Source organism: Peribacillus sp. S4, assembly GCF_046715815.1.
GTDB lineage: Bacteria > Bacillota > Bacilli > Bacillales > DSM-1321 > Peribacillus > Peribacillus frigoritolerans.
This window is the reverse complement of the sequence record NZ_CP175708.1, coordinates 1,750,838-1,776,055: the sequence shown is the minus strand read 5'-3', so window position 1 is coordinate 1,776,055 and position 25,218 is coordinate 1,750,838. Positions and strand designations below refer to the sequence as shown.

The window sequence follows — 25,218 nt, the reverse complement described above, 5'->3', positions numbered from 1 at the left end:
TGGAGAACCCTATTACATAAGGGTTCTCCATTGCCTTTAATTACATGATCCGTTTTTCACGCCACATCTTATATTATGTTGGTCACCTAATGTGGTTTATGGGCATTAAAAATCCAGGGTACGCTTGGATACAATCAGTTATACTTCTCTTTATATTCTACCGAGTTTCTTCTTATAATATAAGAAATCTCAAATGGACCCCCATCTAAAACAACAGATGATTCATTTCAATTTTGCGGTTGGCTCAGAGCTTTTCTTCTATAAAGGTACCTACAGATATCAAAGTGTTCAATCCAATTCCATAATTTGCAACTATAATGTTGGAGTTCGGAGAAAATGCTAAAATGGTATCAGAAAGATTAGCACATTCAAAATCAGGACTCTTCAGCAGAAAACTTTACAAAGGCTACCTTTTTACAAAGTGACAGCTTCCCTGTTTTAAGTTCAGACTTTAAGAAGGAAGCTGACTGGACTGCAGCCATTGCAGCCTACTATTGGATTAAACAAATTAAAAGTAGCTGCACAGCTAGTGAAGATTTCCGAATAGATCAAGTGATTTATAATGATGATGTTGATATTACTGAGTTAGTTAAGAAGGTTAGGACTAAATTTTGTTTACTATTAAAAAAAACAGCAAAGTTATGCGAACAGGCTGTTTTTTTAAAATAGAAAAGGCTTCTTATAACGATAATAATTTTTGTTTTTGAATCTGAAACTCTTCATCTGTTAGAAATCCTTGTTCTTTTAATTTTGCTAGTTTTTCTAACTTTTCAACAATATCAATCTCTTTTATTGAAGGAATTGAGTTAAGCAGTATTAATACTTGATTTTGCCCAGTACGTTTCATTACCCTGAAACCTTGATCTGCAGCTGTAGCAATACCTTCTTTAAAAGGACGACAGTAACCCCCTGCCTTACATGTACCGTCATCGCGAACGAGAAGCTTCCCGACTAGTCCTACCGCCACCCATTCAGGTTTTTCTAACCTTGAACCGCATTGGTTGGATGGATCCCACAAAGGATTTAGTTTCTTTCTTGATAGCTCGTGCTCTTCTATTAGAATGTTTCCTTCATTATCAGTTACGTCCGGAATTATGACTTCTTCGTAGACAGGCCGGTTCCATTCATCCAGTAAATATTTACTACATTCAGGGTCTTGAATATCAGCAAGTACAGCAGGATTCGAACTAGTAATTCCTACGATAAAATCATCGAATGAATTTGCTGTACGAATTTTTTCAGTTTCCCCGTCAAACGTGACAAAATAACCAACATCAATCGGTTTACCGTTGGACGTTTCAAACATTTCAGCAAAGTCACAGGCCACGGGTGCAACGATGTTGGCAGATACATCTCCTTCAAAACAGGCCGATCCATCGTTTAGTATTTTGGCAACGACTCCACCTAACGCACCGTTTACTAGGTACCATGAAAAAGGTAAGTCTCCTACAGCTGGTCCACCATTTTGCCCCATTACGTGAACTCCATTCAGACCACTTGCTGTAGTATTCAACCCTTCAGTATGTGAGAAGTCAGCATTTGCAATCGTTCCTAGTCCTTCCGCATGAGATGCTTGCCCACTGGCAGTTGTATCTGCCCCTTCAGAATGAGAGTAAATCCCATTAGCGGTTGTACCGATACCTTCTGCATGGGAGAAGGCCCCGCTGGCAATTGTATTTGCCCCTTCGGCATGGGCGGAAGGTCCAACGGCGGTAGTTTGAAAACCCTCAGCATGGGAAGCTGATCCACTAGCGATTGTTCGTTGCCCCTCGGCATGAGCACCAAAGTTTCCATTTGCAATTGTATTCATTCCTTCTGCATGAGAGAAATCCCCCAAAGCTTGCGGACCAGATTGGGACGTAATATCTTGGGTTCCCCCTTCCGCATGAGCAGCAAAACCACTTGCAGTTGTACCGATGCCTTCCGCATGGGAACTATCTCCACTCGCCAAGTTAGGAGCTGGATTACCCAATGGATCTAAGCCGCCGCCTTCCACATGGGAGGCTCTTCCACTAGCTGTATTACCTTCTCCTTCAGCATGCGCGTTAAAACCGCTGATCGTTGTTTGCGTACTCAATCCTTCGGTGTGCGAATTAGCTCCGGCTGCTGTTGTATTGTTCCCTTCAGCATGGGACGCAAATCCACTGGACGTAGTCTGAAATCCTTCGGCATGAGAATCTGTTGCAGTAGCGTTTGTATTGCTACCCTCAGTATGAGAAGCTTCCCCACTTGCGGTTGTACTTTGCCCTTCCGCGTTTGAACGTGGCCCACTGGAGACAGAACCCTCCCCTTCGGCATGGGAGGAATCCCCACCCGCATTTGTTCCTAACCCTTCCGCGTGGGCAGCAAATCCACTCGCATTTGTATTGACACCTTCGGCATGGGAAGCAAGTCCATTGGAGATTGTACCTATTCCTTCTGCATGGGCAGCAGGATTACCGGCAGATGTATTGAAGCCCTCGGCATGAGATGCAGGTCCACTCGCGGTTGTCCCTACGCCTTCTGCGTGAGCACCATCTCCGCTTGCTAAGGTAGGTAATGGATTACCCATTTGATCTACTCCACCCCCTTCCGCATGGGAAGCCCTGCCACTTGCTGTATTCCCTTCTCCTTCCGCATGCGCGTTTACACCGCTGATCGTTGTTTGCGTATTCATTCCTTCTGTGTGCGAATTAGCTCCGGCTGCTGTTGTGTTGTTCCCCTCTGCATGCGATTGAGCTCCAATTGCATTAGTTTCAAAACCTTCCGCATGGGAAGCCATCCCGCTTGCTGTGGTAGAAGATCCCTCTGCATGTGCTGTACCTGCTGTCGCCGCTGTCCGAAACCCTTCCGCATGGGAGGAGTTTCCCGTAGCAATTGTTTCACTTCCTTCCGCATGGGAAGTATTTGCAATAGCGTTAGTTAGATATCCCTCCGCGTGGGAGGCAACACCGCTTGCTATCGTAGTAGATCCCTCTGCATGTGCCGTATCAGCTGTTGTTTCGGTATCATACCCTTCAGTGTGTGAAGCGTTACCCCCGGCAATTGTGGTACTTCCCTCCGCATGAGAAGCAGCCCCGTTTGCAATTGTATTCATTCCTTCGGCATGGGAGGCTGTCCCATTAGCAGTAGTATTGATTCCTTCCGCTTCAGAACACGCCCCTATTGGATTTTGGTTACATCCATTAGCCATCAACATTCTCCATTCTTATTAAATTTGTTCATATAAAAAACCCTATTATTACGTTATGCATATTTTTTAAAATGGTATAGACAATCTACATTAACTAGTTAGACTATTTAGGATTCTGACTGGATAAATGCGTTGTTAAAATAAGTGGTCTATCACGGAGATCATATTTCGGCATGTTTAGGTTTGGTCTGGCATTTATGCGATTGCGCTTATACATTCGTTCTTCACAATCCTTTTATCTTTCTTTACATATAATTCGGATTGGCTGATGCTTCCAAACATATTGATACGCTTTATGTGAAATTTTTGGAAGTATCTTCGATTAATTCAATATCAAACACGATGGTTCTTACCCAATTTAAAAAGGAGATAAGAAAAGTGAGTAGTAATAAAAATAAAAATAAAGATCTTAAAGTATCAGATTCCTTAAGCAAATCTAAAAATGAACCTTTAAGAAAGAAGAATATCCATCATTGAAATAAGAAATGTGTTGATCGTGCCTTTCGTATTCGCATATTTCTAAGTACAACAAATACGTTAAATCCAATTCAACTACAGTTTCAAAACCAACTTATTTTGGAGATTGGGAACGCATTGCTTTTTCCACGTACATTGCCTGTAAGTGAACAATACCCATTTTAACAAGCATTCACCGCTTGGTTTCATCAAGCTATGGAATGTTAGCAATCAACTTTCATCGCTTCCTCGTTGAGATTACTGATACTAAAGTAGGACAACATCCATCATCCACTCCTTTCTGGGAAGGCTCCGTTTTTTTACAAATTGAACCCACAATGTCTTTTCAATTTGGACTACCCATATTATTAGTAAGGGAAGCTAATACTGACACAAATACTGTAATTTGGTCAGGAGGAACTGCCCCACTCAACACATTCAAAAGCTCTAGGAATAAAGAGCATGGACCAATAAATGTGGTCATTTAACTAAAAAAGCAATGGAGAACCCCATTACATAAGGGTTCTCCATTGCTTTTAATTACATGATCCGTTTGAACATTTTTTCCATTTCATATATGGAATATGAGATGATGATAGGTCTTCCATGAGGGCATGTGAAGGGATCTGTTGTCCGCCTCAGTTCATCCAGTAGTGCTTGGATTTCATCATTGCGCAGATGACGGTTTGCCTTTATGGAGGCTTTACAGCTCATCATGATGGCTGCTTCTTCGCGTAATTTTTTGATGTCGACCTTTTTCATCGATAGCAATTGTTCTATCATTTCCTCAAGGATTTCCTGTTCAATTCCTTTAGGGAACCATTGTGGATGCGATCGGACAATATAGGCATTATAGCCAAACTCCTCTAAAAAGACGCCGACTTTTTCCAACTCATTCCGATATTCATTTATCCGGATACATTGGTCCGTTGAAAATTCAAGGGTGATGGGGACCAGCATATCCTGTAGCTCGTTTTCAACCCGACCGACTTTTTCTTTAAAGTATTCGTATTTGATCCGTTCCTGGGCAGCATGCTGGTCTATGATATACAAGCCCTTTTCGTTTTGGGCGAAAATATATGTTCCATGCATTTGCCCAATCGGGTACATCGGAGGGATGCGGCTTTCCGGTTCATTCGCCTCGATTTCCTCCTCTTGTTCGACTGTGTAGGTTGTAAACTTTTCAGCTGACTCGAAATATGATTTGCTTTCATCATCTAGTAAGACCGGTACATAGACATCTTCCATTTGCTGCTGTTCAGTGCTATAGATTATTTCCTTTATTGGTTCAAGATTGAAATCTTCATTATGATCCACGTAATTCTTTTGTTCCTGCTTTTCCCGTATCAAGGTATCCTTCAAGAGGGAAGCTTCTTTCTTGGCTTCTTCCAGGACCCGCTTGCCGCTTTCCACAACATGGTCCAATTCCAAAGTGGTTTGCTCACTTTTCACCTGTTCCGGCTTTGCTGCTGGTGTATATCCACTTGGTATTAGAGACATCTTTTTAAACGAAGATTTAATCGTTTCCGATACAAGACTGTACAATTCCTGTTCCTTGCTGAGCCTTACCTCCATTTTGGATGGATGTACATTGACATCGACAAGAATCGGATCCATTTCGATATTCAGCAAAGCGATTGGAAAACGTCCAATTGGAAGAAGTGTATGATACCCATCCAGGATTGCTTTCACGAGCGCATAGTTTTTAATGAAGCGCCCGTTTATCATGGTTGAAATGTAATTCCTTGATGCCCGGGTGATCTCGGGCATGACGATATATCCGGATAATTTGAAATCCAAGGAGCTTGCCTGAACCGGAATCATCTTTTTGGCAATATTCGTACCATAGATTGCCGCTAGCACCTGCCTGACATCACCGTTACCATTCGTATGGAGGATACGCTTCTCATTGTGTGTTAACCGTATAGAAACATCCGGATGTGAAAGTGCGAGCCTGTTAGCGACATCCGTAATATTTCCTAGCTCGGTATGAATGGTTTTCATATATTTCAACCGTGCAGGGGTATTAAAAAACAAGTCGGAAACCAGGATATCCGTTCCTTTACGGCTGGATGAAGCCTCAAGTTCCTTAACCAAGCCTCCTTCAAGAAGTATGCGCGTTCCTACCCCTTCGCCAGTGCTGCTTTTCATTTCAAAACGGGAAACTGAAGCAATACTGGGCATGGCTTCACCGCGGAAGCCAAGTGTTCGGATTCGGAAGAGATCATTTTCATCTTTAATTTTACTAGTGGCGTGACGTTTAAATGCCGCTTCTATGTCATCAGGTAAAATCCCATCGCCATTATCCACGATCCGAATGGAACCAAGTCCAGCCTCCACCAATTCAATCTCTATAATGGTACTGTTTGCATCTATTGCGTTTTCCACAAGTTCCTTAACGACTGAGGCTGGGCGTTCAACAACTTCGCCAGCTGCGATTTTATTAGATAAAGCCTCATCAAGCTGTATGATTTTTCCCATTTTTATCGCCTCGCTTTAATTCTCATTTAAGTTTCTTTTGTAATTTATAAAGGGTATTCATTGCCTCAAGCGGCGTCATTTCAAGGATATCCAGTGATTTTATGTCATCCAGCACCTTTTTTTCCTTTGGTGAAGAATTCACCCTTCCTTTAGGAGCTTCTTCTCCAAAGAAGGAAAGCTGTGCCTCATTGACGGATGTAACAGGGGCAGCTTCGGCAATAGATGCTTTTTCAGCAGCAGGCTGTTCAGGAATCGCCTTTGCCTGTCCATTTTCATTCTCTAGCTGGGCTAAAATAGCAGCCGCCCGATCTATTAACTGCTCCGGTAAATCAGCAAGCTTAGCCACATGAATTCCATAGCTTTTATCTGCTGGCCCTTCTTTAATTTTATGAAGGAAAACGACATTTCCATTTTGCTCAATGGCACTTACATGGATATTTTTCAATTTTGGGAGTTCCGTTGCCAATACAGTCAATTCGTGATAATGAGTCGAAAAGAGTGTCTTTGCCCCAATTTCCTCATGAATATATTCAATGATGGCCTGAGCAAGCGCCATCCCATCATAAGTTGATGTTCCCCGGCCTATTTCATCGAATAATATCAAACTGTTTTCTGTCGCATTCATGATGGCATTTCTTGCTTCAAGCATCTCGACCATGAATGTACTTTGACCGGAAATCAAATCATCTGCCGCGCCTATCCTGGTAAATACCTTATCAAAAATAGGTAATTCAGCTATACTTGCGGATACGAAGCATCCAATTTGCGCTAAAATCGATGTTAACGCTATTTGACGCATATACGTACTTTTACCCGACATATTGGGCCCTGTGATCAAGAGTAACTCCCGATCTCCATCCATAAAGCAGTCATTGGGGACATATTCCTGTGATTGAAGGACTTTCTCGACCACTGGATGCCTGCCTTCCTTCAGTACGATTCTTCGATCATCGGAAAAGACAGGCTTCACATAATGGCGTTCTTCACTAATCGTCGCAAAGCACTGCAGGACATCCAGTTCACTGACGCCTTTCGCCAAATCCTGTAAGCGAGGGATATAGCTTTTGACCTCTTCACGAAGATTGAGGAATAAGTCATACTCCAAACTGATGCTTTTTTCTTCTGCTTGTAAAATCAAAGCTTCCTTTTCTTTCAATTCAGGTGTGATATAACGTTCGGCATTCGTTAAAGTCTGCTTCCGTTCATAACGGCCTTCTTCAAGCAGATGCAAATTTGCTCGTGTGACTTCAATGTAATAGCCAAATACACGATTATATCCGATTTTCAAGGATTTGATCCCGGTGCGTTCCCGCTCTTCGCGTTCAAGCTGTGCAATCCAAGTTTTTCCGTTTCTGCTGGCATCCCTGTATGTATCCAGCTCCGTATGGAAACCATCCTGAATGATATTCCCTTCCTTCACGGACAATGGAGGGTTTTCTACAAGCGCCGTTTCAAGTAAATCCGTCACTTCTTCACAAGGATCCAATTTATCGGCCAGGATTGAAATATCCTGATTGGAAGCCATTGACTTCACGATTTCACGAATGACCGGCACCTGTTGCAAGGAACGTTTCAGTTGAATCAAGTCCCGAGCGTTTACATTCCCGAAGGCCACCCTTCCGGCAAGCCGCTCCAAGTCGTACACTTCCTTCAGGCGTTCACGTAAGTCTTGTCGTTCGAAGTATTGATTTTTCAGGGTTTCAACAAGGCTTTGTCTCCGCTCGATCTGTTTTTTATTAATGAGCGGTCTATCAATCCATTGCTTCAACATCCTTCCGCCCATGGCTGTTTTTGTTTCATCAAGCAGCCATAGTAATGAGCCTTTTTTACCTTTGGAACGAATAGTTTCAGTTAATTCCAAATTACGTTTGCTATAATAATCAATTTTCATATATTGTGATGTTTCATATGCAAGCACTGGCTGTAAATGATCCAGGCTGCGTTTTTGGGTACGGTATAGATAATTCAATAAACGTGAGGTCGTTGTCGCCAGTTTCTGGTCTTTTAACAAATGAAGCAATGGAGCGAATGACTCGCTTTGGACCAAATTACTCTCTAGGGATAGGGCGGCTGCGCCCCGTTCTTGAAGCATTTTTCTCCATTCTTCATTGAAATCCTCGGCAATGACCACTTCACTCGCACCAAGGATGGCAAATTCATTCAGAACTTCCTCGAAACTCTCAATCAATGTAACCTTATTTTCCCCTGTCGATAAATCATTGTATCCAAAGCCAAACTGACCATCCGTAAAATAAGTGATGGTGGCAATATAATTATTTTCCTTTTCACGAAGACCCTTACTATCCATTTTCGTTCCCGGGGTAATCAGCTGGACAACTTCCCTGCGTACCACACCTTTGGCTTGCTTCGGATCTTCGGTCTGTTCACAAATAGCTACTTTAAAACCTTTTTCTATCAATATATCAATATAATTAGCAGCCGAGTGATACGGAATGCCGCACATCGGAATTCGCTCTTCACTACCGCCTTCTCGGCTCGTTAATGTGATTTCGAGCTCTTGTGATGCATTCAGTGCATCATCAAAAAACATTTCATAAAAATCGCCTAAACGAAAAAATAAAAAGGCATCCTGATACTCTGCCTTAATTTTTAAATATTGCTGTATCATTGGAGTATATCCAGCCATTCCTTCAAAACCTTTCCAAACTAAAATCTATTACACATTTATGTCCTTCATTATAACATACGAAAATGCAACATGGCCTGTATTCGAAATTGCATGGTAAATCAATTATCCTTTACATAGTAAGTTAGCTGTATCTGTAAAGCCATAGGGACTTGTCCCGCTTCAAATTAAATAAAACCGGATGAAGGGAATGTCATCCGGTATTAATTTCTATATTCTATTCGTCTTCGAATTCATCAAGGAAATCCGGATCTAAATCTTCGAAATCCTCATCATCGAAATCAGAGCCCCAGTCATCCTCACAGCGGCCATCTGGACTTACAGCGACACAAATTTTCGTTTCGCCGACGACTTCCACAAAGAATTCCCTTTCCACATGGACAATGATTTTTTGTCCACATGGGGAGATGCATGCTTCTAAACAATTCGGCTGTTGGACAGCTTTTGCAGCGATTTCATGGTCATCAAGATAATCGGGATCACGGTATTTCAGCGAAATAACGTCGGTATATTGCACTTTTTCAGTTACAACTTCCGTCTTCGAATTATGGTTATAAGAATACCAGACGTTGATTTCGTAGCTGCCGTGAATTTCTACCTTTTTGCCGACTTTCTTTGCATCGTATTTATGGTTGATGATCCAACAACCTAGAATGCTAGAAGGATGATGAGCCGGGCAAATGGTGTGAGAGGACTTTGTGAATTTACGTCCTTTTGCCACCACCGCTTTAGTAATTATCTCTCTATATTGTGACATGCTAGCGAACCCTCCTCATACAGTTTCCATTCATCCTATGCGTGGTAAAAGTCTATTGTGCGTAGAATTTTAATTGTTTGAAAACTGCTGTAATGTTTTAAACCTAGGTTATTTTATGCGCATGTTTTGGGATATGTGTCACGAATGGGCACTGTATAAGGATTTCCGCATATTAAAAAAGCCCTTCTGAAACCAGAAGGGCTTTTTTAATATTCATGAGCAGCTTCCGCCGCCTGCTTGTACCTGTGAACCTGTCTCACCGCGAAGGACATCGCCTTCGGTCGATTCAATAATCAGGTCCGTCACCTTATTCGATACCTGTGATGAGACCATTTGTAAAAGATCATTTACATCCACTTGGGATTGTTTGAATTCTTGCACGATCGGAAGTTCATCCAATTGTTTTTCCAGTGCATCAATTTTGGCCTGCACTTGACTGTATGCTTTCTCTTTGCCGTAATGTTGGAAGTTTACAGCCTGTTTTTGCAAACTCTTGATGCTGGCGATCATTTCACGGATTTTCTGATTTTCATTGATGTGAGCTTCTGCCCGTTTAAAGAAATCGACTTCTTCCGTGCTGGCGATCATTTCAGCAAGCTCGGCCGCTTTATTCAGAATGTCATCTTTAGTATATTTAGTCATATTACTCCACCTCAATCGCCGTTGCTTCTTCAACCATATCCCCATTTAATGACCATGTTTTCGTTCCGGTGATTTTCACTTTTACGATTTTGCCAATAGCGGATTTTGGTCCTTTGAAGTTCACGAGCTTATTTTTCGTTGTATAACCTGCTAATACTTCCGCATTCTTCTTGCTTTCGCCTTCAACGAGCACTTCAACAATCTGTCCATCATACTCTTTCATTTTCAATGCGCACGTTTCATTTACAAGGGCATTCAAGCGTTGTAGACGTTCCTTTTTAACTTCCATCGGTACATTATCCTGCATTTTCGCAGCCGGTGTTCCCTCACGTGGTGAATAGATGTAAGTATATGCTGCATCGAAACCAACTTCACGGTATAATGACATCGTTTCTTCAAAGTGCTCTTCCGTTTCATTCGGATAACCTACAATGATGTCCGTGGTTAGCGATGCACTTGGGATAGCTTCCTTGATTTTTTTAACTAGCTCTAAATATTGTTCGCGTGTATACTTACGGGCCATGATTTTAAGTGTTTCCGTACTTCCCGATTGAACTGGAAGATGGATATGGTCAACGAGATTTCCGCCTTTAGCCAGTACTTCAATCAAATGATCATCAAAATCACGGGGATGGCTTGTCGTAAAACGAATACGCGGAATGTCGATTTTGCGGATTTCATCCATCAAATCGCCGAAACGATAATCGATATCCGTAAAATCTTTACCGTAAGCATTCACATTCTGTCCAAGCAGGGTTATTTCCTTGTAACCCTGTGCCGCTAAATGACGGACTTCCTGGATGATATCTCCAGGCCTGCGGCTTCTTTCTTTCCCTCTCGTATACGGTACGATGCAGTATGTACAAAACTTATCGCAGCCATACATGATATTGACCCATGCCTTGGTTTTTCCTTTACGCACTTTCGGAAGGTTCTCGATTACATCACCTTCTTTAGACCAAACCTCAATGACCATTTCCTTGGAAAGATACGCTTCATTAAGAATTTGCGGCAGGCGGTGGATGTTATGCGTTCCGAAAATCATATCTACAAAATGGTGCTTCTCTAGAATCCGCTTTACAACTGTCTCCTCTTGTGACATACAGCCGCAAACCCCAAGCAATAGATCCGGCTTTTCCAATTTCAATGATTTTAAATGCCCCAATTCACCGAACACTTTATTCTCTGCGCCTTCCCGAATCGCACAAGTGTTAAGTAAAATGACGTTAGCATCATCCACCGAGTCTGTCGCCTGATAACCAAGTGCCATAAAGATGCCCGCCATGACTTCTGTATCATGTTCGTTCATTTGACAGCCAAAAGTGCGAATGTAAAACTTTTTACCTTCTCCCATTCCGCGGAAACCTTCAGGAATGGCAAAGTCATCATGATATTCTACTTCTTCTTTTCCCCGCTTTTTCGCATCCTTTAAGGAAGGTGGAATATAAACGGCTTGAAAGTACTTACTGAAGTCCTTTTCGGATTTTTTGTCCGCTGGATTCTCAGCCTGTACTTGTTGTGATTCTAATCGTTGTTTCTCGTTCATAGTTAATCTCCTTTCAAAATAGTTAGTTTATTTCTTTCACCAACTATTTCAAGACCTATCATCAAATGGATTTATACGGATTCCTTTTTAAGAATTTCCAGTAAATATTAGCTATTAAGTGTGATATATCCACATTATCATAGTATAAAGCTTTTAACAGCAAGAAACAATTATTCTGTCGTGGCTTCTTCAATTGTAAGAAATTTTTCACAAATATTGAAAATAAGAACATGAAAGAAGAGGCTATGACGAATTTAGCCTCTTCTTATCATTTTTGGATGACGCTTTCCCCTTTCATTATTTTTCAAATGCAGAGCATGCAATTTCCACCTTTTTAGGTGTTCAAGGTATAAGGAGAACCTTACCACACTGGCCTTTGATCATCAGTTCAAATCCCTTTTCAAAATCACTGAGTGAGAACCGATGGGTAATCATTGGTTTTACATCAACCTTGCCACTTTCAAGCAGACTTGAAACCTGTTGCCAGGTTGAAAACATCTTCCTTCCAGTTATCCCTTGGACAGTAAGACCCTTGAATACGATATCCTCTGTTATATTAATCGTGACGGGCTTAGAAGGCAGACTTAGAATGGATATTCTTCCACCATTGGTCGACATCTTGAACCCTTGTTGGATAGCTGCTGGATTCCCGCTCATTTCACAAACAACATCCACCCCGTCCCCACTTGTAATGTTTTTCGTGATTTCCACTGGATCCTGATTCATTGAATGAATGAGGTGTGTGGCACCCATCTTTTTGGCTAGCTGAAGTCGATAATCATTAATATCAAGAGCGATTACTTTATCAGCACCTGCGGCCTTTGCTACAGCAATCGCCATAAGCCCAATTGGACCACAACCGATTATTGCCACCGTTTTACCCAGCACCTCGCCAGCTAGCACTGAATGGACGGCATTCCCCATCGGTTCTTGGATGGTAGCTATATCGAGTGGCATATCACTTGGATTTTTCCATAAATTCTTGGCTGGCAGAGCTATGTACTCTGCAAAGCACCCTTGTTTATCCACACCGATAATGTTTGTTTTTTTACAGATATGGAATTGTCCGGTTAAGCATTGCCTGCATGTACCGCAAACTATATGTGTTTCGGCAGATACACAATCACCAACTGAAACATTACTGACACTTGCTCCTATCTTGATTACTTCCCCTGCAAATTCGTGCCCAAATACGTATGGCGGGCTCACCCTTCCTTGTGACCATTCATCCCAGGTGAAAATATGAATATCCGTTCCGCAGATCGAGGTCATCTTCACTCGAATCAAGACCTCGTCATCACGAATGTCCGGTATATCGACAACTAGTAATTGTGCCCCATAACCTCGGTGATGTTTGACGATCGCTTTCATTTTACCTCTCAACATGTACATTCCCCCTGAAATAGGGCTGTGCTTTTTCATCTACCTTAATATGTAAAGATATGAAAAATCAATCACAAAAATACCATAATCACTTTTGTACCGGCATTTTCACATTAATAATGATGATTTTTAGGCATTCATACATTTTTGTTAAATGGGTCATGTTTCTATAGCATCTTGTCCGCTCTCGAATAAGATATCTTGTACAACAAAAAACAAAAACAATGAAGGAGTGACTTATATGTCATGTGGATGCAATAATCATGATCGGGATCGCGATCGGGACAGAGATCGGGACAGAGATCGGGATAGAGATCGGGACAGAGATAACAAGAGAATCGCAGACGATTTTTGTCGTGCTGTGAGGGGCTGCAATAGGCGCGACCGCGACCGGGATCGGGACCACGATCGGGACCACGATCGGGACCACGATCGGGACAGAGATCGGGACCGCGATCGCGACCACAACCGCCATCACAATTGTTGCAGAAGAAGGAATCGTTGCAATTTCTTCTGTGGATGCAATAACGGTTGGTGGTAAGCTAATCTAGGGAGGCTAGTGATTCTCTCTACTGAGCTTTCCAGTTAATCACAAAAAAAAAGGTTCACCCCATCTTAAGGGGTGAACCTTTTAACTTTTACATAAATTCAGCAACAAGCTTATCAAAGTGCGCTTGATCCAGTGTCAAATCTGATTTGTTTAGCGCTTTTTCAGCATACCCTGGCACTAATTCCTGGTACGAAGGGCGTGAAGAATCTTGATAAATGATCCCTGTCACAAGGCTGTCATGCTGCATCAAAGTCTGCATGGCCTGTTCTTTATTTGATGAATCATACCCTTCAATCGTGTTCAATTTAGTTAAGTTTTGTTTAAACCAATCATACGTATTGATCTTATTATATGTTACGCAAGGAGAGAAAACATTGATAAAGGAGAACCCTTTATGGTTTATCCCTGCTTCAATGATCGCCGTAAGGTCTTTCAAGTCAGTGGAAAAGCTTTGGGCGACAAACGTAGCGCCAGCTGACAATGCTAATTCCATAGGTGAAACAGCCTGTTCTATTGATCCTTCTGGAGTGGATTTCGTTTTAAATCCAGCAGCTGATCTAGGAGAAGTCTGGCCTTTAGTCAATCCATAAATTTGGTTATCCATGACAATATACGTAATGTCGATATTACGGCGGATCGCATGGATGGTGTGTCCCATCCCGATTGCAAAACCATCCCCGTCACCGCCTGAAGCTATAACCGTCAATTCACGGTTGGCCATTTTTACTCCTTGGGCAATTGGCAGTGAGCGCCCATGGATGCCGTGGAAACCATATGACTTGATGTAACCGGATATACGCCCTGAACAGCCGATACCGGAAACAACGGCCAAATTCTCCGGCTCCAATCCCACATTGGCTGCCGCACGCTGCATGGCAGCCTGAACGGAGAAATCTCCGCAGCCAGGACACCAGTTAGGTTTTACATCATTCCGAAACTCTTTAAACGTTGCCATATTCGAACATCTCCTTGCATTGTGTGTGAATTTCATGCGGGAGGAATGGGTTGCCATCATATTTTAGGATGCTTTTTATTTTATTAACATGTCCGACATTCATCTTGATAATATTAGCCAATTGTCCAGTCGCATTATTTTCAATAACTACTACTTTCTTAGCACTTTGCACCAATGAAAGGACTTCATCAGCTGGGAAAGGATGAATCAAGCGGATTTGCGCATGATTCACTTTCACTCCATCCGTTTCTAAACGGCCGATCGCTTCATCAATCGTCCCGCGTGTTGAGTTAAAACCAAGAATTAATAAATCCGCTTCTTCATGCGGTGTGTTTTTGTATACTGGTGTTTGGAATGTGTTAGTTAAATTATTCAGCTTACGCATCCGTTTATCCATTTGCAATTTGCGATTCAAGGCCGTCTCGGAAGGTCTGCCCGTTTCATCATGTTCAACACCCGTAACATGGTGAATTCCATTTTTCATACCAGGCACTACCCGTGGTGAGACTCCGTCTTCCGTTACTTCATAACGCTTGAAGTAAGATTTGTTTTCTGGCTCTTCAATTTCAAAGTCAACCAATTTTCCGCGTCTTATCTCCACTTTGCCGTAATCAAGCGGCTGAACCGTCTGTTTACCTAATGATAGCTGTAAGTCGGATAAAACGATAACCGGACATTGATATTCCTCTGCAAGGTTGAATGCTTCTGCCGTATCATAAAAAGCTTCCTCAACAGTACTCGGAGCCATGACGATTTTAGGTATTTCACCATGTGTACCATAAATCATGGCCATTAAATCGGATTGCTCCTGTTTTGTAGGAAGTCCCGTAGATGGACCGCCACGTTGAGTATCGACGATGACAATTGGCGTTTCGGTAATGCCCGCTAAACCTATCGCCTCCATTTTCAAGGAAAGCCCAGGTCCAGCTGAAGCTGTGATGGCACGTACACCGCCATAGTTCGCACCGATAGCCATTGTGGCTGCCGCGATTTCATCTTCAGTCTGTATGACCGTCCCGCCAAATTGAGGAAGTTTCTTAATTAAGTATTCCATGATTTCCGAAGCCGGAGTAATCGGGTAAGCTGCCATGAAGCGGCAACCTCCTGCAACTGCGCCTAAAGCGATAGCATCGTTTCCGATCATGAACATTCGTTTTTGGCCGTCTGCCTTTTCCAGCTCCATCGCGCCCAGTTTTTCTCCAAGCAATACTTCCATTGCCTTATAGCCGGCAGTAATGGCATCCATATTCTTCTTAACGATTTCTTCACCTTTACGGCCGAATATTTCATCAACCACATCGTTGAATACGGAAATTTCCATTCCGAGAACAGCACATGTTGCACCGATGGCAACCATATTTTTCATTAATGATGTTCCTAATTCGGCTGCTATTTCCGTAAAAGGAACAATATATAATTCTGCCTTTGTATCTTCTGGGCAGACAGGTTTGAATTTTGCATCTGCAATTATGATGCCACCCTCATGTAATTCTTTATAATTGACGTCAATTGTTTCTTGGTCAAAAGCAACTAAGATGTCTAAATCATCAGAGATAGCACGAGTTTCCGTAGTACTTACACGAATTTTGTTATTCGTGTGTCCACCCTTGATTCGGGATGAGAAATGACGGTAGCCATACAAGTAATAACCTAAGCGATTGAGGGCAATACAGAATATTTCTCCTGTACTTTCAATACCTTCACCTTGTTGTCCGCCAACTTTCCATGAAAGTTGATTGATCATGTCTTACACTCCTTTAGGACGTTCGTATATAAATGCATTTAACCGCACCTCTCTTAGAACATTCAACTATGTATAATTATCGTTCTAATTTAGGAAAGGTGTACTAAACGCTTTCAATTCTATCGGTTAAATCATCAAATTGCAACCTTTTTGCTTTTATTTTTTATATTTTCAGAATATTTATTCATATCTATATAGTAAGAATTGAAAATCACTTAAGATATTTCCTTTTCAAGCGGAAAATTACGAGTGAAATTATCAAAAAGGAGACCTTTTACAAACTCACTGGAATAAAGCCTGTTCAATTCATTTATTAAGTTATGATAATCCTTATATGACGTTAACTTCTCTACCATATGATCGATTCCATCGAAGTCGGACCCTAATCCAATTTGTCTTTCCCCGCCCAAACTGCATATATGCTCTATATGTTTCAAGATATCCTTTATCGTAACCGGGCCATTTGCTAGAAATTGCGGGACAAAGGTTACTCCGATCATCCCATTTTTCTGTAAAAGGGCTTTTATCTGCCCGTCCTTTAAATTTCGCGGATGCGGACAAAGCTGATAAGCATTCGAATGGGAGGCGATCGGGAATTTCGCCAACTTTAGGGTGTCCCAAAATCCAGCTTCAGATAAATGGGATAAATCACACCAAATTGACTTCTCATTCAGTAGCGCGACCACTTCCGTTCCAAACCCGGTCAAGCCTCCCCCTCTTGTTTCCAATGCCCCATCCGCTACCAAGTTAGCGTGATTCCAAGTCAAACCTACGGAGGATACTCCAAGATGAATAAGGGTTTTCAGTTTCAACAAATCATTCCCAATGCAATCGCACCCCTCCAAAGTTAGCATTGCACCGATTTCCTTTTCTTTTAAAGATTCGATATCTGCCTTGGTCTTAATAAATTTCATTTCCGGCTCCGACAAAATCTTTTCATGAAAAATATCCACCATCGCCAAAGCCGCTTGAAATCTCATATCAGGGTGGACTTTTTCAGGTATATATATGGCAAAACATTGGACTTTTCCCCCTTCGTCCAATAAACCCCGCTTTGTTATATGTAATTTATCACTATTTGTAAAAGAAATATCCGGATCGATGAACATCTTCATCAGCACATCACAATGTGCATCAAAAATCTCCAATGTAATCCCCCTTCCTGTACTTTTTTATGATTATATATACCATTATAAGGCGACACGGGCCTTTCGTCATTTGGAAGTCACGACAAAAAAGTGCCTGCTCGCCATCCGACAAACAGGACACCCAAACTTGCAATTATCTTGGTTCAATGATTAGTTTTATTGCCGTTCTCTCTTCGCCATCAATAAGTATATCTGTAAAGGCAGGAATACAAATCAAGTCAACTCCACTAGGTGCGACAAACCCTCTTGCGATTGCTACTGCCTTGACGGCTTGATTTAACGCACCTGCACCGATTGCTTGAATTTCGGCTGCTCCTCTTTCCCTGAGCACTCCCGCTAGTGCGCCTGCTACAGAATTAGGATTAGATTTTGCTGAAACTTTTAATATTTCCATTCCTAGTCCTCCTTGTTTTCCCTGCCGATTCTAACTTGGCTAAATAGTTATAACACTTTCCACTGCTACTATATTCATCAAGTAAAACTTGTATGACAAAGAAAACCGGGATTGTACACCATTTATTAAAGAATGGAAAAACGGATGGCAGTTTGACTGTCCATCCGTTCGAATCAATGGTAAAAGGGATGATCTTCGTTAATCAGGATCCTTTCTATCTTCTTTGCCTTGCCAGTTTTCTCATCAATTTCAAGGAGAACCCCGCTTAATAGGGTACGTCCCTCTTTTGGGACTTCGAAACGAACTGGAAGGCTGGTCAGGAACCGATGGATGACTGCCTCTCTTTCCATACCAAGGATGGCATCATATGGTCCTGTCATGCCTACATCTGATATGTAAGCGGTGCCTGCAGGTAATATACGGTTATCTGCTGTCTGGACGTGTGTGTGTGTACCAACGACTGCTGTAACCTTACCATCCAGGAACCAACCCATGGCTTGCTTTTCACTTGTCGCTTCACCATGAAAATCGACAAAGATGATCGGTGTCTTTTTTCGAGCCTCCGCCACTAGTTCTTCCGCCTTTTTGAACGGACAGTCCAAATCCGGCATGAACGTTCTCGCTTGCAAATTGATGACCGCTATTTCATGCTGGTTCAATTTTAAAAATTTCATACCTTCTCCGGGAACCCCGTCTGGAAAGTTTGCTGGACGGACAAGATATTTCGCTTCATCAATAAAGTTGAAAATATCACGATTATCCCATGTATGGTTTCCCATGGTCACTGCCTGCGCTCCCCACTCTAAAAAACTGCGGTAAATCTTTTCTGTAATCCCCCGGCCACTTGCTGCATTCTCGCCATTGATGACCGTGATATGCGGACGATACTTTTCTTTTAACTTAGGAAGGTATTCTTGAATCATGTCACGACCTGGAGATCCCACTACATCCCCTATAAATAGCAATTTCATTGTAAAACCCTTTCTGGATTCACCTGATTATATGAATTATTCAAGTATGTATTGTAACATAATTGGGGGTAATTATAAGAATTATGCTTACGATTCATATCGGAAAAAGAAAAAACGAAGTGGTTTGCACCACTTCGTCTTTCACTAACAATTATTTGGCATATTCGACTGCTCTTGTTTCACGGATGACCGTGACTTTTATATGACCTGGGTAATCGAGCTCTTCTTCAATCCTTTTCCGGATATCACGTGCGAGTCGATGTGCCGAAAGGTCATCGATTTGTTCTGGTTTCACTAGAATCCGCACTTCTCGTCCGGCTTGAATCGCAAAAGATTTCTCCACTCCATCATAGGACTCGGAAATTTCCTCAAGCTTTTCAAGTCTTCTAATGTAATTTTCAAGCGTTTCACTTCTTGCTCCCGGTCTTGCAGCTGATAATGCATCAGCGGCAGCCACAAGCACTGAAATGATGGAAGTTGGTTCCGTATCGCCATGATGTGAAGCGATGCTGTTAATGACAGTTGGATGCTCTTTATATTTGGTTGCTAATTCAACGCCAATTTCAACGTGACTGCCTTCCACTTCATGATCGATCGCTTTCCCAATATCATGCAATAAACCTGCACGGCGGGCAAGAACTTCATCCTCACCGAGCTCAGCGGCCAGTAAACCTGAAAGCTGGGCCACTTCAATTGAATGTTTAAGTACGTTTTGCCCATAACTGGTACGGAATTTCAAACGTCCTAGTATTTTGATGAGATCTGGATGGAGACCGTGAACTCCAACTTCAAAAGTAGTCTGTTCACCAATTTCACGAATATGTTCATCTACCTCACGTCTTGCTTTGTCAACCATTTCTTCAATGCGAGCCGGATGGATCCGTCCGTCCTGAACAAGTTTCTCAAGAGCCAAGCGTGCCGTTTCCCGTCTAATTGGATCGAATCCAGATAAAATGACAGCTTCAGGAGTATCATCAATAATAAGGTCAATACCTGTTAGCGTTTCTAACGTCCGGATATTTCGTCCTTCACGTCCGATTATCCGTCCTTTCATTTCATCGTTTGGAAGATTTACTACAGAAACGGTGGTCTCTGCAACATGATCAGCCGCACAACGCTGAATGGCAAGAGAAAGGACTTCTTTTGCTTTTTTATCAGCTTCTTCTTTGGCACGGGTATCACTTTCTTTAATCATAAGCGCTACATCGTGAGCAAGCTCGTTTTCCATTCGGTCTATAATGATTGCTTTAGCCTCTTCACGAGTTAAACCGGAAACACGTTCAAGCTCTGTTTGCTGCTTACGAACCATCTCTTCCACTTTGCTTTCCATCTCTTCAATATGCTGTTGTCTTTGGTTTAGAGAATCTTCTTTTTTCTCCAAAAGGCTCTCACGTTTGTCTAACGTTTCATCCTTACGGTCCAGATTCTCTTCTCTTTGCAATAACCGATTTTCTTGTTTTTGTAATTCGTTCCTTCTTTCACGGGCTTCCCGATCCGAATCGGCACGAACTTTATGAATTTCATCTTTTGCTTCCAACAAGGCTTCTTTCTTAAGTGCTTCCGCTTCACGTTTTGCATCCTCAAGGATGTGTTCTGCAGAGCCCTTTGCCCCTGCTATTCTACTCTCAAATTTTGATTTGTGAATAAAATAACCAACAACTGCACCGACGATTAGGCCAAGCAAAGTGAAGATGATTGTCATGGGTTCCATCGTTTCACCTCCCCTTGCTATGAACTTTTTACATAAAATGTTGAACTGTCGGCAAGTACATTGCACATAAATTCAATATACAGCACTTAATTTTCAAAATTTTAGTTTGAAAAATTGTAAAATATACATATTAATTGTATAGTTGAGAATTTTTATTGTCAAGCGTTTGTCCCTTATGTATCAATGTTTATTCAAGTTTTCTTAATATCAACCATCATAATGTACAGCATTCATTATGGAAGCAGTCTGTAAATCTGATTACAATGCCATTTAATCCACTGAAAATTTCGCATTTTTCTTAAAATATACATAAAAGGCCTAAGCGAATAAGCTTAGGCCTTTCCAAATATCATTAATCAAGCAATTCAAAATGCTCTTCTGTTTCATTTTCTTCTGGTGGTAATTCATGCTCTCCATCAAGATTATAGTGATCTCTGATTTTCTGAGAAATTTCCTGAGCGATATCCTGATTTTCTTTCAGGAAAAGCTTCGCATTTTCACGGCCTTGTCCGACACGCTCTTCATTGTATGAATACCATGAGCCGCTTTTAAGGACGATATCAAGGTCTGCACCCATATCGATGATTTCACCTTCCTGTGAAATCCCTTGACCATACATGATGTCAACTTCTGCTTGGCGGAATGGTGGAGCAACTTTGTTTTTTACAACTTTGATTTTCGTTTTATTACCCACGATTTCATTACCTTGTTTTAATTGCTCCGCACGGCGCACTTCCAGACGAACAGTTGAATAGAACTTCAATGCCCGGCCTCCCGGAGTCGTTTCTGGATTCCCAAACATAACACCGATTTTTTCACGGACTTGGTTAATGAAAATGGCAATGGTATTTGATTTATTAATGGAACCAGACAGTTTTCTAAGTGCCTGAGACATCATCCGGGCTTGGAGACCCATATGGGAATCTCCCATTTCGCCTTCGATTTCAGCTTTTGGTACAAGTGCCGCCACCGAGTCAATGACAATGATATCTACCGCTCCGCTTCGAACTAACGCTTCAGCGATCTCTAGGGCTTGTTCACCCGTATCAGGCTGTGAAAGCAGTAACTCATCGATATTCACACCAAGTTTTTCTGAATATGCTGGATCTAAAGCATGCTCGGCATCAATGAATGCAGCCGTCCCGCCAGTCTTTTGTACCTCTGCAATGGCATGTAATGCTACAGTCGTTTTACCGGAGCTTTCAGGTCCATATATCTCAATGACCCGGCCTCTTGGATATCCGCCTACTCCCAACGCTACGTCCAATGCTAAAGAACCGCTTGAGATCGTTGAAATCCTACGATCAGTCTGTTCCCCAAGTTTCATAATCGAACCTTTACCAAATTGTTTCTCAATTTGTTTTAACGCCATATCTAAAGCCGCTTGACGATCACTCACTTAATTTCCTCCTCTATATTCAACTAATCGGCTGTCCGATTAAAGGTGTACTTACGTTAGCAATTATTCGAGTTCAAGGTTTGTACCCTGTCTCAAAACCTATCTTTACTATATACTCTTTTTACTATTTTGCCAAGCAAAAAGTCGAACATTCATTCGTTTTTTTCTTTCGGGATATTCTTTGTAAAAAAGCGTTTTAGCTTAAGGAAATTTCCATTTCGCTTCACTTACTCCCTAAAAAATACATTTTTATTGAATTAACTTTTTTCTTTTTTCCCTATTTTTCAAGAAACAAACTTCTAAAACCAAATAAAAAGCAGAGCTGTATTAAAGCTCTGCTTATGGCGTTTATAAATCCCTTAATAGGTAATGACAGCCGTATTTCACACTCCGAATACGGTTTTGCGCCCTGCTACCGGAAAGATTCAACTCCTTGAAATGAGTGTTTCCATCGCGATAGGAAATGCCAATAAATACTGTTCCAACAGGCTTGCCTTCTTGTTCATCCGGCCCTGCAACACCCGTAAAACTTATGCCTACATCCGCATCGAGCTTACTCCGGACATTAGAGGCCATTTCCATTGCACACTCACCGCTGACCACCCCATACTCAGATATGGTATCATCACTGACGCCGAGGACATTGGACTTCGCATCATTCGTATAGCAGACCATTCCGCCCTTAAAGACTTTACCGGCGCCCGGGATGGTTGTCAGCTGTTCTTGGAACATCCCCCCGGTCAAGCTTTCAGCTGCCGCGATTGAAAGCTTGCGGACCGTTAATTCTTTTACAAGTTCCTTTATTAGCGAAGTATTATCACTTCCATAATGGAACTTGCCGACCCTGCCAAGAATTTCTTTTTCCGTTTCTAAAATAAGTTCTTCGCATTTTTCTTTGGAAGGGCCTTTGGCGGTGATCCTTAACGTCACTTCCCCTTCGGCTGCCAGCGGAGCGATTGTCGGATTCGTTTGATTGACAAGGAGATCTTCAATCACCGTTTCCAGTTCGGCTTCACCTATACCATAGAACCGTAAAACCTTGGAATCGATCCGTTCATGCTTTTCCAATTTATTCATGATCTTTTCATAACCATAACTTAAAAACATTGGCTCCATTTCACTTGGTGGACCAGGCAGGAGCATATATGTAATCCCGGATTTGGACAAAACCATTCCTGGGGCCATGCCATGATCGTTTGCCAACACTTCACTGCCTTCTAAGACAAGGGCCTGCTTTTTGTTGTTTTCCGTCATCGGCCGTTCCCGTTTTTGGAAGTAAGCTTCAATGGATTGCAAAGCTTCATCATTAAAAACGAGCTTTTTCCCGATATGGCGAGCAATCGTTTCTTTCGTTAAGTCATCTTTGGTAGGACCAAGCCCACCGGTAAAAACAATCAAGTTCGCCCTCGATTCAGCGATTTCTATAGCTTGTTGTAATCGACGGTCGTTATCCCCGACCACAGTATGGTAAAAAACGTTGATCCCCATTTCCGCAAACTGCTGCGATAAGAATCTTCCATTAGTGTTATTGATTTGACCTAAAAGAAGCTCTGAGCCCACTGCAATGATTTCTGCATCCATCTTTTCAAAACCACCATTCGTTTTTACTTTGAATTAACAAATACTTCTTTGTTTTTTATAAAATAATCCAAACCTGACCAGATTGTAAAGATTAATGCAATCCATAATGCGATATTGGCAAATGGAAGTGAAATGAGGGCGAATGGAAGGTTATGCAGCAATAAAGCCGAAATAGAAACAATTTGTGCCCATGTTTTAATTTTACCTAGCTGGTTCGCTGCAACCACTTCCCCTGTACCCGCTAACACCAAACGCAATCCAGTGACTGCAAACTCGCGACTTATGATCACGATGGCAATCCAAGATTGACCGTACATTAAATCCAGATCAACCAAAACGATTAAGGCAGCCGAAACAAGAAGTTTATCTGCCAATGGATCTAAAAATTTCCCTAAATCAGTAATCATATTATATTTTCTGGCAAAATGGCCATCGATCCAATCCGTAGTGGAAGCGATTATAAAGAGGATGGCTCCAGCCAGGTGTGCCACTGGCAAACTGTATTCTCCCCAAGTCAGAGTCCCCCATGAAAAAGGAACGAGCATGATGATTAAAAATACTGGTATTAAACAGATTCTTGCTACTGTAATCTTATTAGGCAGATTCAAAACTTTTACCTCCAAAATTTACGCCTGCCATTCGGGCCTGCGTCTTAGATCTAAAATAATGCTTATATGTATAATTTAACTCAAAATCCAATCTTATATGCCGAGTGGACCATTCCCCGCCGCCTTACCATTAAATAGAGCAAAAATAGTCATCTATAAGATGACTATTCGGCTTTCGTAAATTGTATCGTAACCAATTGCGTATTCACTTCAGTCGGTGAAATGGAATACTCCAGCTTCTCATCATTCACATAAATCTCTGTTTCATATGCCCTGCCTATATTGATGACAGCTTCTTTTTCATTGGTGAAATCAATTTCCTGGCTTTTGTCCTTTTCGATAGTGCCTTGGAAAAGTAATTTACCTTCACCATTTTTTATGCCGACCCATGGTGAGCCTTTGGAGGTCACCTTTAATTTAAAAGTATCGGTATTTTTTAATTCATACGTACTATTTTTACCGCTGGAACTTGTGACGGCAAGATTTTGCTCTTTCTCTTCATCTTTGACTGCTGTATCATCTTCATTCTTCTTTTCAGATGAATCTGATTTTTCTTCATTCTGTTTTTGGTCTGCATTCTCTTCTTCTTTGTTAAACTCTTCACTTTTATTGTAACCCACGGCATCGCTTTGTTTCGCGTCCTTTTTGTCCTCGTTATCCGGATTACTCATATAGTTCAATACCAGAACCCAAATCAATACGGCCGCACCAATGACTAAAACCGCAGCCAAGATCTTCGGTAACAATTCCACTACCTTTGAATCTCCTGCCGGAATGGTTTTCCGGGATTGGACCCGTGAAAGCTGTTCTGGCAATTCCTCACTATAGACCGATGGTATTTCACTCTTATATTGTTCGAAAATCTCTTCTGAATCCAGTCCGACCGCTTCACAATATTGCTTTATGAATGCCCGTACATAGAACTTTCCTGGCATCATACTGTAATTTCCCTCTTCAATGCCAATGAGGTAACGCTTTTGGATCTTCGTTAATTCCTGCAAATCTTCTAGGCTAAGACCTTTGGCTTCCCTAGCTTCCTTTAATCGATTACCCAACTCAGTCAAATAAAACAC

The 25,218-nt window shown here is 41.8% G+C and carries 17 protein-coding genes; all 17 read right to left on the bottom strand.

The features are described from left to right. Positions 1–679: 679 nt before the first annotated feature. Positions 680–3,172, bottom strand: a complete 2,493-nt coding sequence (locus ACJ9PY_RS08565; RefSeq protein WP_411739776.1) for a peptidase G2 autoproteolytic cleavage domain-containing protein — start codon at positions 3,170–3,172, stop codon at positions 680–682. Positions 3,173–4,168: 996 nt separating this feature from the next. Then, positions 4,169–6,109 carry a DNA mismatch repair endonuclease MutL gene (mutL, locus tag ACJ9PY_RS08560; RefSeq protein ID WP_063576870.1) on the bottom strand — a complete coding sequence of 647 codons (1,941 nt, stop codon included), beginning with the start codon at positions 6,107–6,109 and terminating at the stop codon, positions 4,169–4,171. 22 nt (positions 6,110–6,131) lie between these two features. Continuing rightward, positions 6,132–8,756 (bottom strand): DNA mismatch repair protein MutS, encoded by a 2,625-nt coding sequence (gene mutS, locus ACJ9PY_RS08555; protein WP_400449645.1) that lies wholly within the window; start codon positions 8,754–8,756, stop codon positions 6,132–6,134. Positions 8,757–8,973: 217 nt separating this feature from the next. After that, positions 8,974–9,513 carry an outer spore coat protein CotE gene (locus ACJ9PY_RS08550; RefSeq protein ID WP_057278378.1) on the bottom strand — a complete coding sequence of 180 codons (540 nt, stop codon included), beginning with the start codon at positions 9,511–9,513 and terminating at the stop codon, positions 8,974–8,976. Positions 9,514–9,726: 213 nt separating this feature from the next. Continuing rightward, positions 9,727–10,155 (bottom strand): RicAFT regulatory complex protein RicA family protein, encoded by a 429-nt coding sequence (locus tag ACJ9PY_RS08545; protein WP_034313499.1) that lies wholly within the window; start codon positions 10,153–10,155, stop codon positions 9,727–9,729. A 1-nt stretch (position 10,156) separates the two neighbouring features. Then, positions 10,157–11,701 carry a tRNA (N6-isopentenyl adenosine(37)-C2)-methylthiotransferase MiaB gene (gene miaB, locus ACJ9PY_RS08540; RefSeq protein WP_048684706.1) on the bottom strand — a complete coding sequence of 515 codons (1,545 nt, stop codon included), beginning with the start codon at positions 11,699–11,701 and terminating at the stop codon, positions 10,157–10,159. 342 nt (positions 11,702–12,043) lie between these two features. Beyond that, entirely contained in the window at positions 12,044–13,084 is a 1,041-nt protein-coding gene (gene tdh, locus ACJ9PY_RS08535) for an L-threonine 3-dehydrogenase (RefSeq protein ID WP_411740251.1), read from the bottom strand. Between the two features lie 638 nt (positions 13,085–13,722). Continuing rightward, positions 13,723–14,589: a 2-oxoacid:ferredoxin oxidoreductase subunit beta gene (locus ACJ9PY_RS08530; RefSeq protein ID WP_057278380.1), complete on the bottom strand. Its 867-nt coding sequence runs from the start codon at positions 14,587–14,589 to the stop codon at positions 13,723–13,725. After that, positions 14,576–16,333, bottom strand: coding sequence for a 2-oxoacid:acceptor oxidoreductase subunit alpha (locus ACJ9PY_RS08525; RefSeq protein WP_053534401.1), 1,758 nt, complete (start codon positions 16,331–16,333; stop codon positions 14,576–14,578). Before ACJ9PY_RS08525 ends, ACJ9PY_RS08530 begins: the two co-directional genes overlap by 14 nt. 215 nt (positions 16,334–16,548) lie before the next feature. Beyond that, positions 16,549–17,481, bottom strand: a complete 933-nt coding sequence (locus ACJ9PY_RS08520; protein ID WP_411739775.1) for a dipeptidase — start codon at positions 17,479–17,481, stop codon at positions 16,549–16,551. Between the two features lie 133 nt (positions 17,482–17,614). Then, positions 17,615–17,875: a stage V sporulation protein SpoVS gene (gene spoVS, locus ACJ9PY_RS08515; protein ID WP_029281188.1), complete on the bottom strand. Its 261-nt coding sequence runs from the start codon at positions 17,873–17,875 to the stop codon at positions 17,615–17,617. 173 nt (positions 17,876–18,048) lie between these two features. Then, positions 18,049–18,846 carry a TIGR00282 family metallophosphoesterase gene (locus ACJ9PY_RS08510; RefSeq protein ID WP_063591644.1) on the bottom strand — a complete coding sequence of 266 codons (798 nt, stop codon included), beginning with the start codon at positions 18,844–18,846 and terminating at the stop codon, positions 18,049–18,051. 151 nt (positions 18,847–18,997) lie between these two features. Then, a complete protein-coding gene (rny, locus tag ACJ9PY_RS08505) occupies positions 18,998–20,557 on the bottom strand; it encodes a ribonuclease Y (RefSeq protein ID WP_057278383.1) in 1,560 nt (519 codons plus the stop codon). Between the two features lie 352 nt (positions 20,558–20,909). Further along, complete coding sequence (gene recA / locus ACJ9PY_RS08500) at positions 20,910–21,956, bottom strand: recombinase RecA (RefSeq protein ID WP_034313522.1); 1,047 nt, start codon at positions 21,954–21,956, stop codon at positions 20,910–20,912. Between the two features lie 348 nt (positions 21,957–22,304). Beyond that, entirely contained in the window at positions 22,305–23,537 is a 1,233-nt protein-coding gene (locus tag ACJ9PY_RS08495) for a competence/damage-inducible protein A (RefSeq protein ID WP_057278384.1), read from the bottom strand. A 23-nt stretch (positions 23,538–23,560) separates the two neighbouring features. Further along, positions 23,561–24,145: a CDP-diacylglycerol--glycerol-3-phosphate 3-phosphatidyltransferase gene (pgsA, locus tag ACJ9PY_RS08490; RefSeq protein WP_034313524.1), complete on the bottom strand. Its 585-nt coding sequence runs from the start codon at positions 24,143–24,145 to the stop codon at positions 23,561–23,563. 164 nt (positions 24,146–24,309) lie between these two features. After that, positions 24,310–25,209 carry a helix-turn-helix domain-containing protein gene (locus ACJ9PY_RS08485; RefSeq protein ID WP_057278385.1) on the bottom strand — a complete coding sequence of 300 codons (900 nt, stop codon included), beginning with the start codon at positions 25,207–25,209 and terminating at the stop codon, positions 24,310–24,312. Positions 25,210–25,218 lie beyond the last annotated feature (9 nt).

Excerpts from the sequence above, each read along its gene's own strand:
- spoVS (WP_029281188.1), bottom strand. The coding sequence starts at position 17,875 with ATGGAAATATTAAAAGTTTCAGCAAAATCTAATCCTAATTCTGTAGCA.
- ACJ9PY_RS08495 (WP_057278384.1), bottom strand. The coding sequence starts at position 23,537 with ATGGATGCAGAAATCATTGCAGTGGGCTCAGAGCTTCTTTTAGGTCAA.
- ACJ9PY_RS08565 (WP_411739776.1), bottom strand. The coding sequence starts at position 3,172 with ATGGCTAATGGATGTAACCAAAATCCAATAGGGGCGTGTTCTGAAGCG.
- rny (WP_057278383.1), bottom strand. The coding sequence starts at position 20,557 with ATGGAACCCATGACAATCATCTTCACTTTGCTTGGCCTAATCGTCGGT.
- mutS (WP_400449645.1), bottom strand. The coding sequence starts at position 8,756 with ATGGCTGGATATACTCCAATGATACAGCAATATTTAAAAATTAAGGCA.
- ACJ9PY_RS08525 (WP_053534401.1), bottom strand. The coding sequence starts at position 16,333 with ATGATCAATCAACTTTCATGGAAAGTTGGCGGACAACAAGGTGAAGGT.
- mutL (WP_063576870.1), bottom strand. The coding sequence starts at position 6,109 with ATGGGAAAAATCATACAGCTTGATGAGGCTTTATCTAATAAAATCGCA.
- miaB (WP_048684706.1), bottom strand. The coding sequence starts at position 11,701 with ATGAACGAGAAACAACGATTAGAATCACAACAAGTACAGGCTGAGAAT.
- ACJ9PY_RS08550 (WP_057278378.1), bottom strand. The coding sequence starts at position 9,513 with ATGTCACAATATAGAGAGATAATTACTAAAGCGGTGGTGGCAAAAGGA.
- ACJ9PY_RS08545 (WP_034313499.1), bottom strand. The coding sequence starts at position 10,155 with ATGACTAAATATACTAAAGATGACATTCTGAATAAAGCGGCCGAGCTT.
- ACJ9PY_RS08530 (WP_057278380.1), bottom strand. The coding sequence starts at position 14,589 with ATGGCAACGTTTAAAGAGTTTCGGAATGATGTAAAACCTAACTGGTGT.
- ACJ9PY_RS08510 (WP_063591644.1), bottom strand. The coding sequence starts at position 18,846 with ATGAAATTGCTATTTATAGGGGATGTAGTGGGATCTCCAGGTCGTGAC.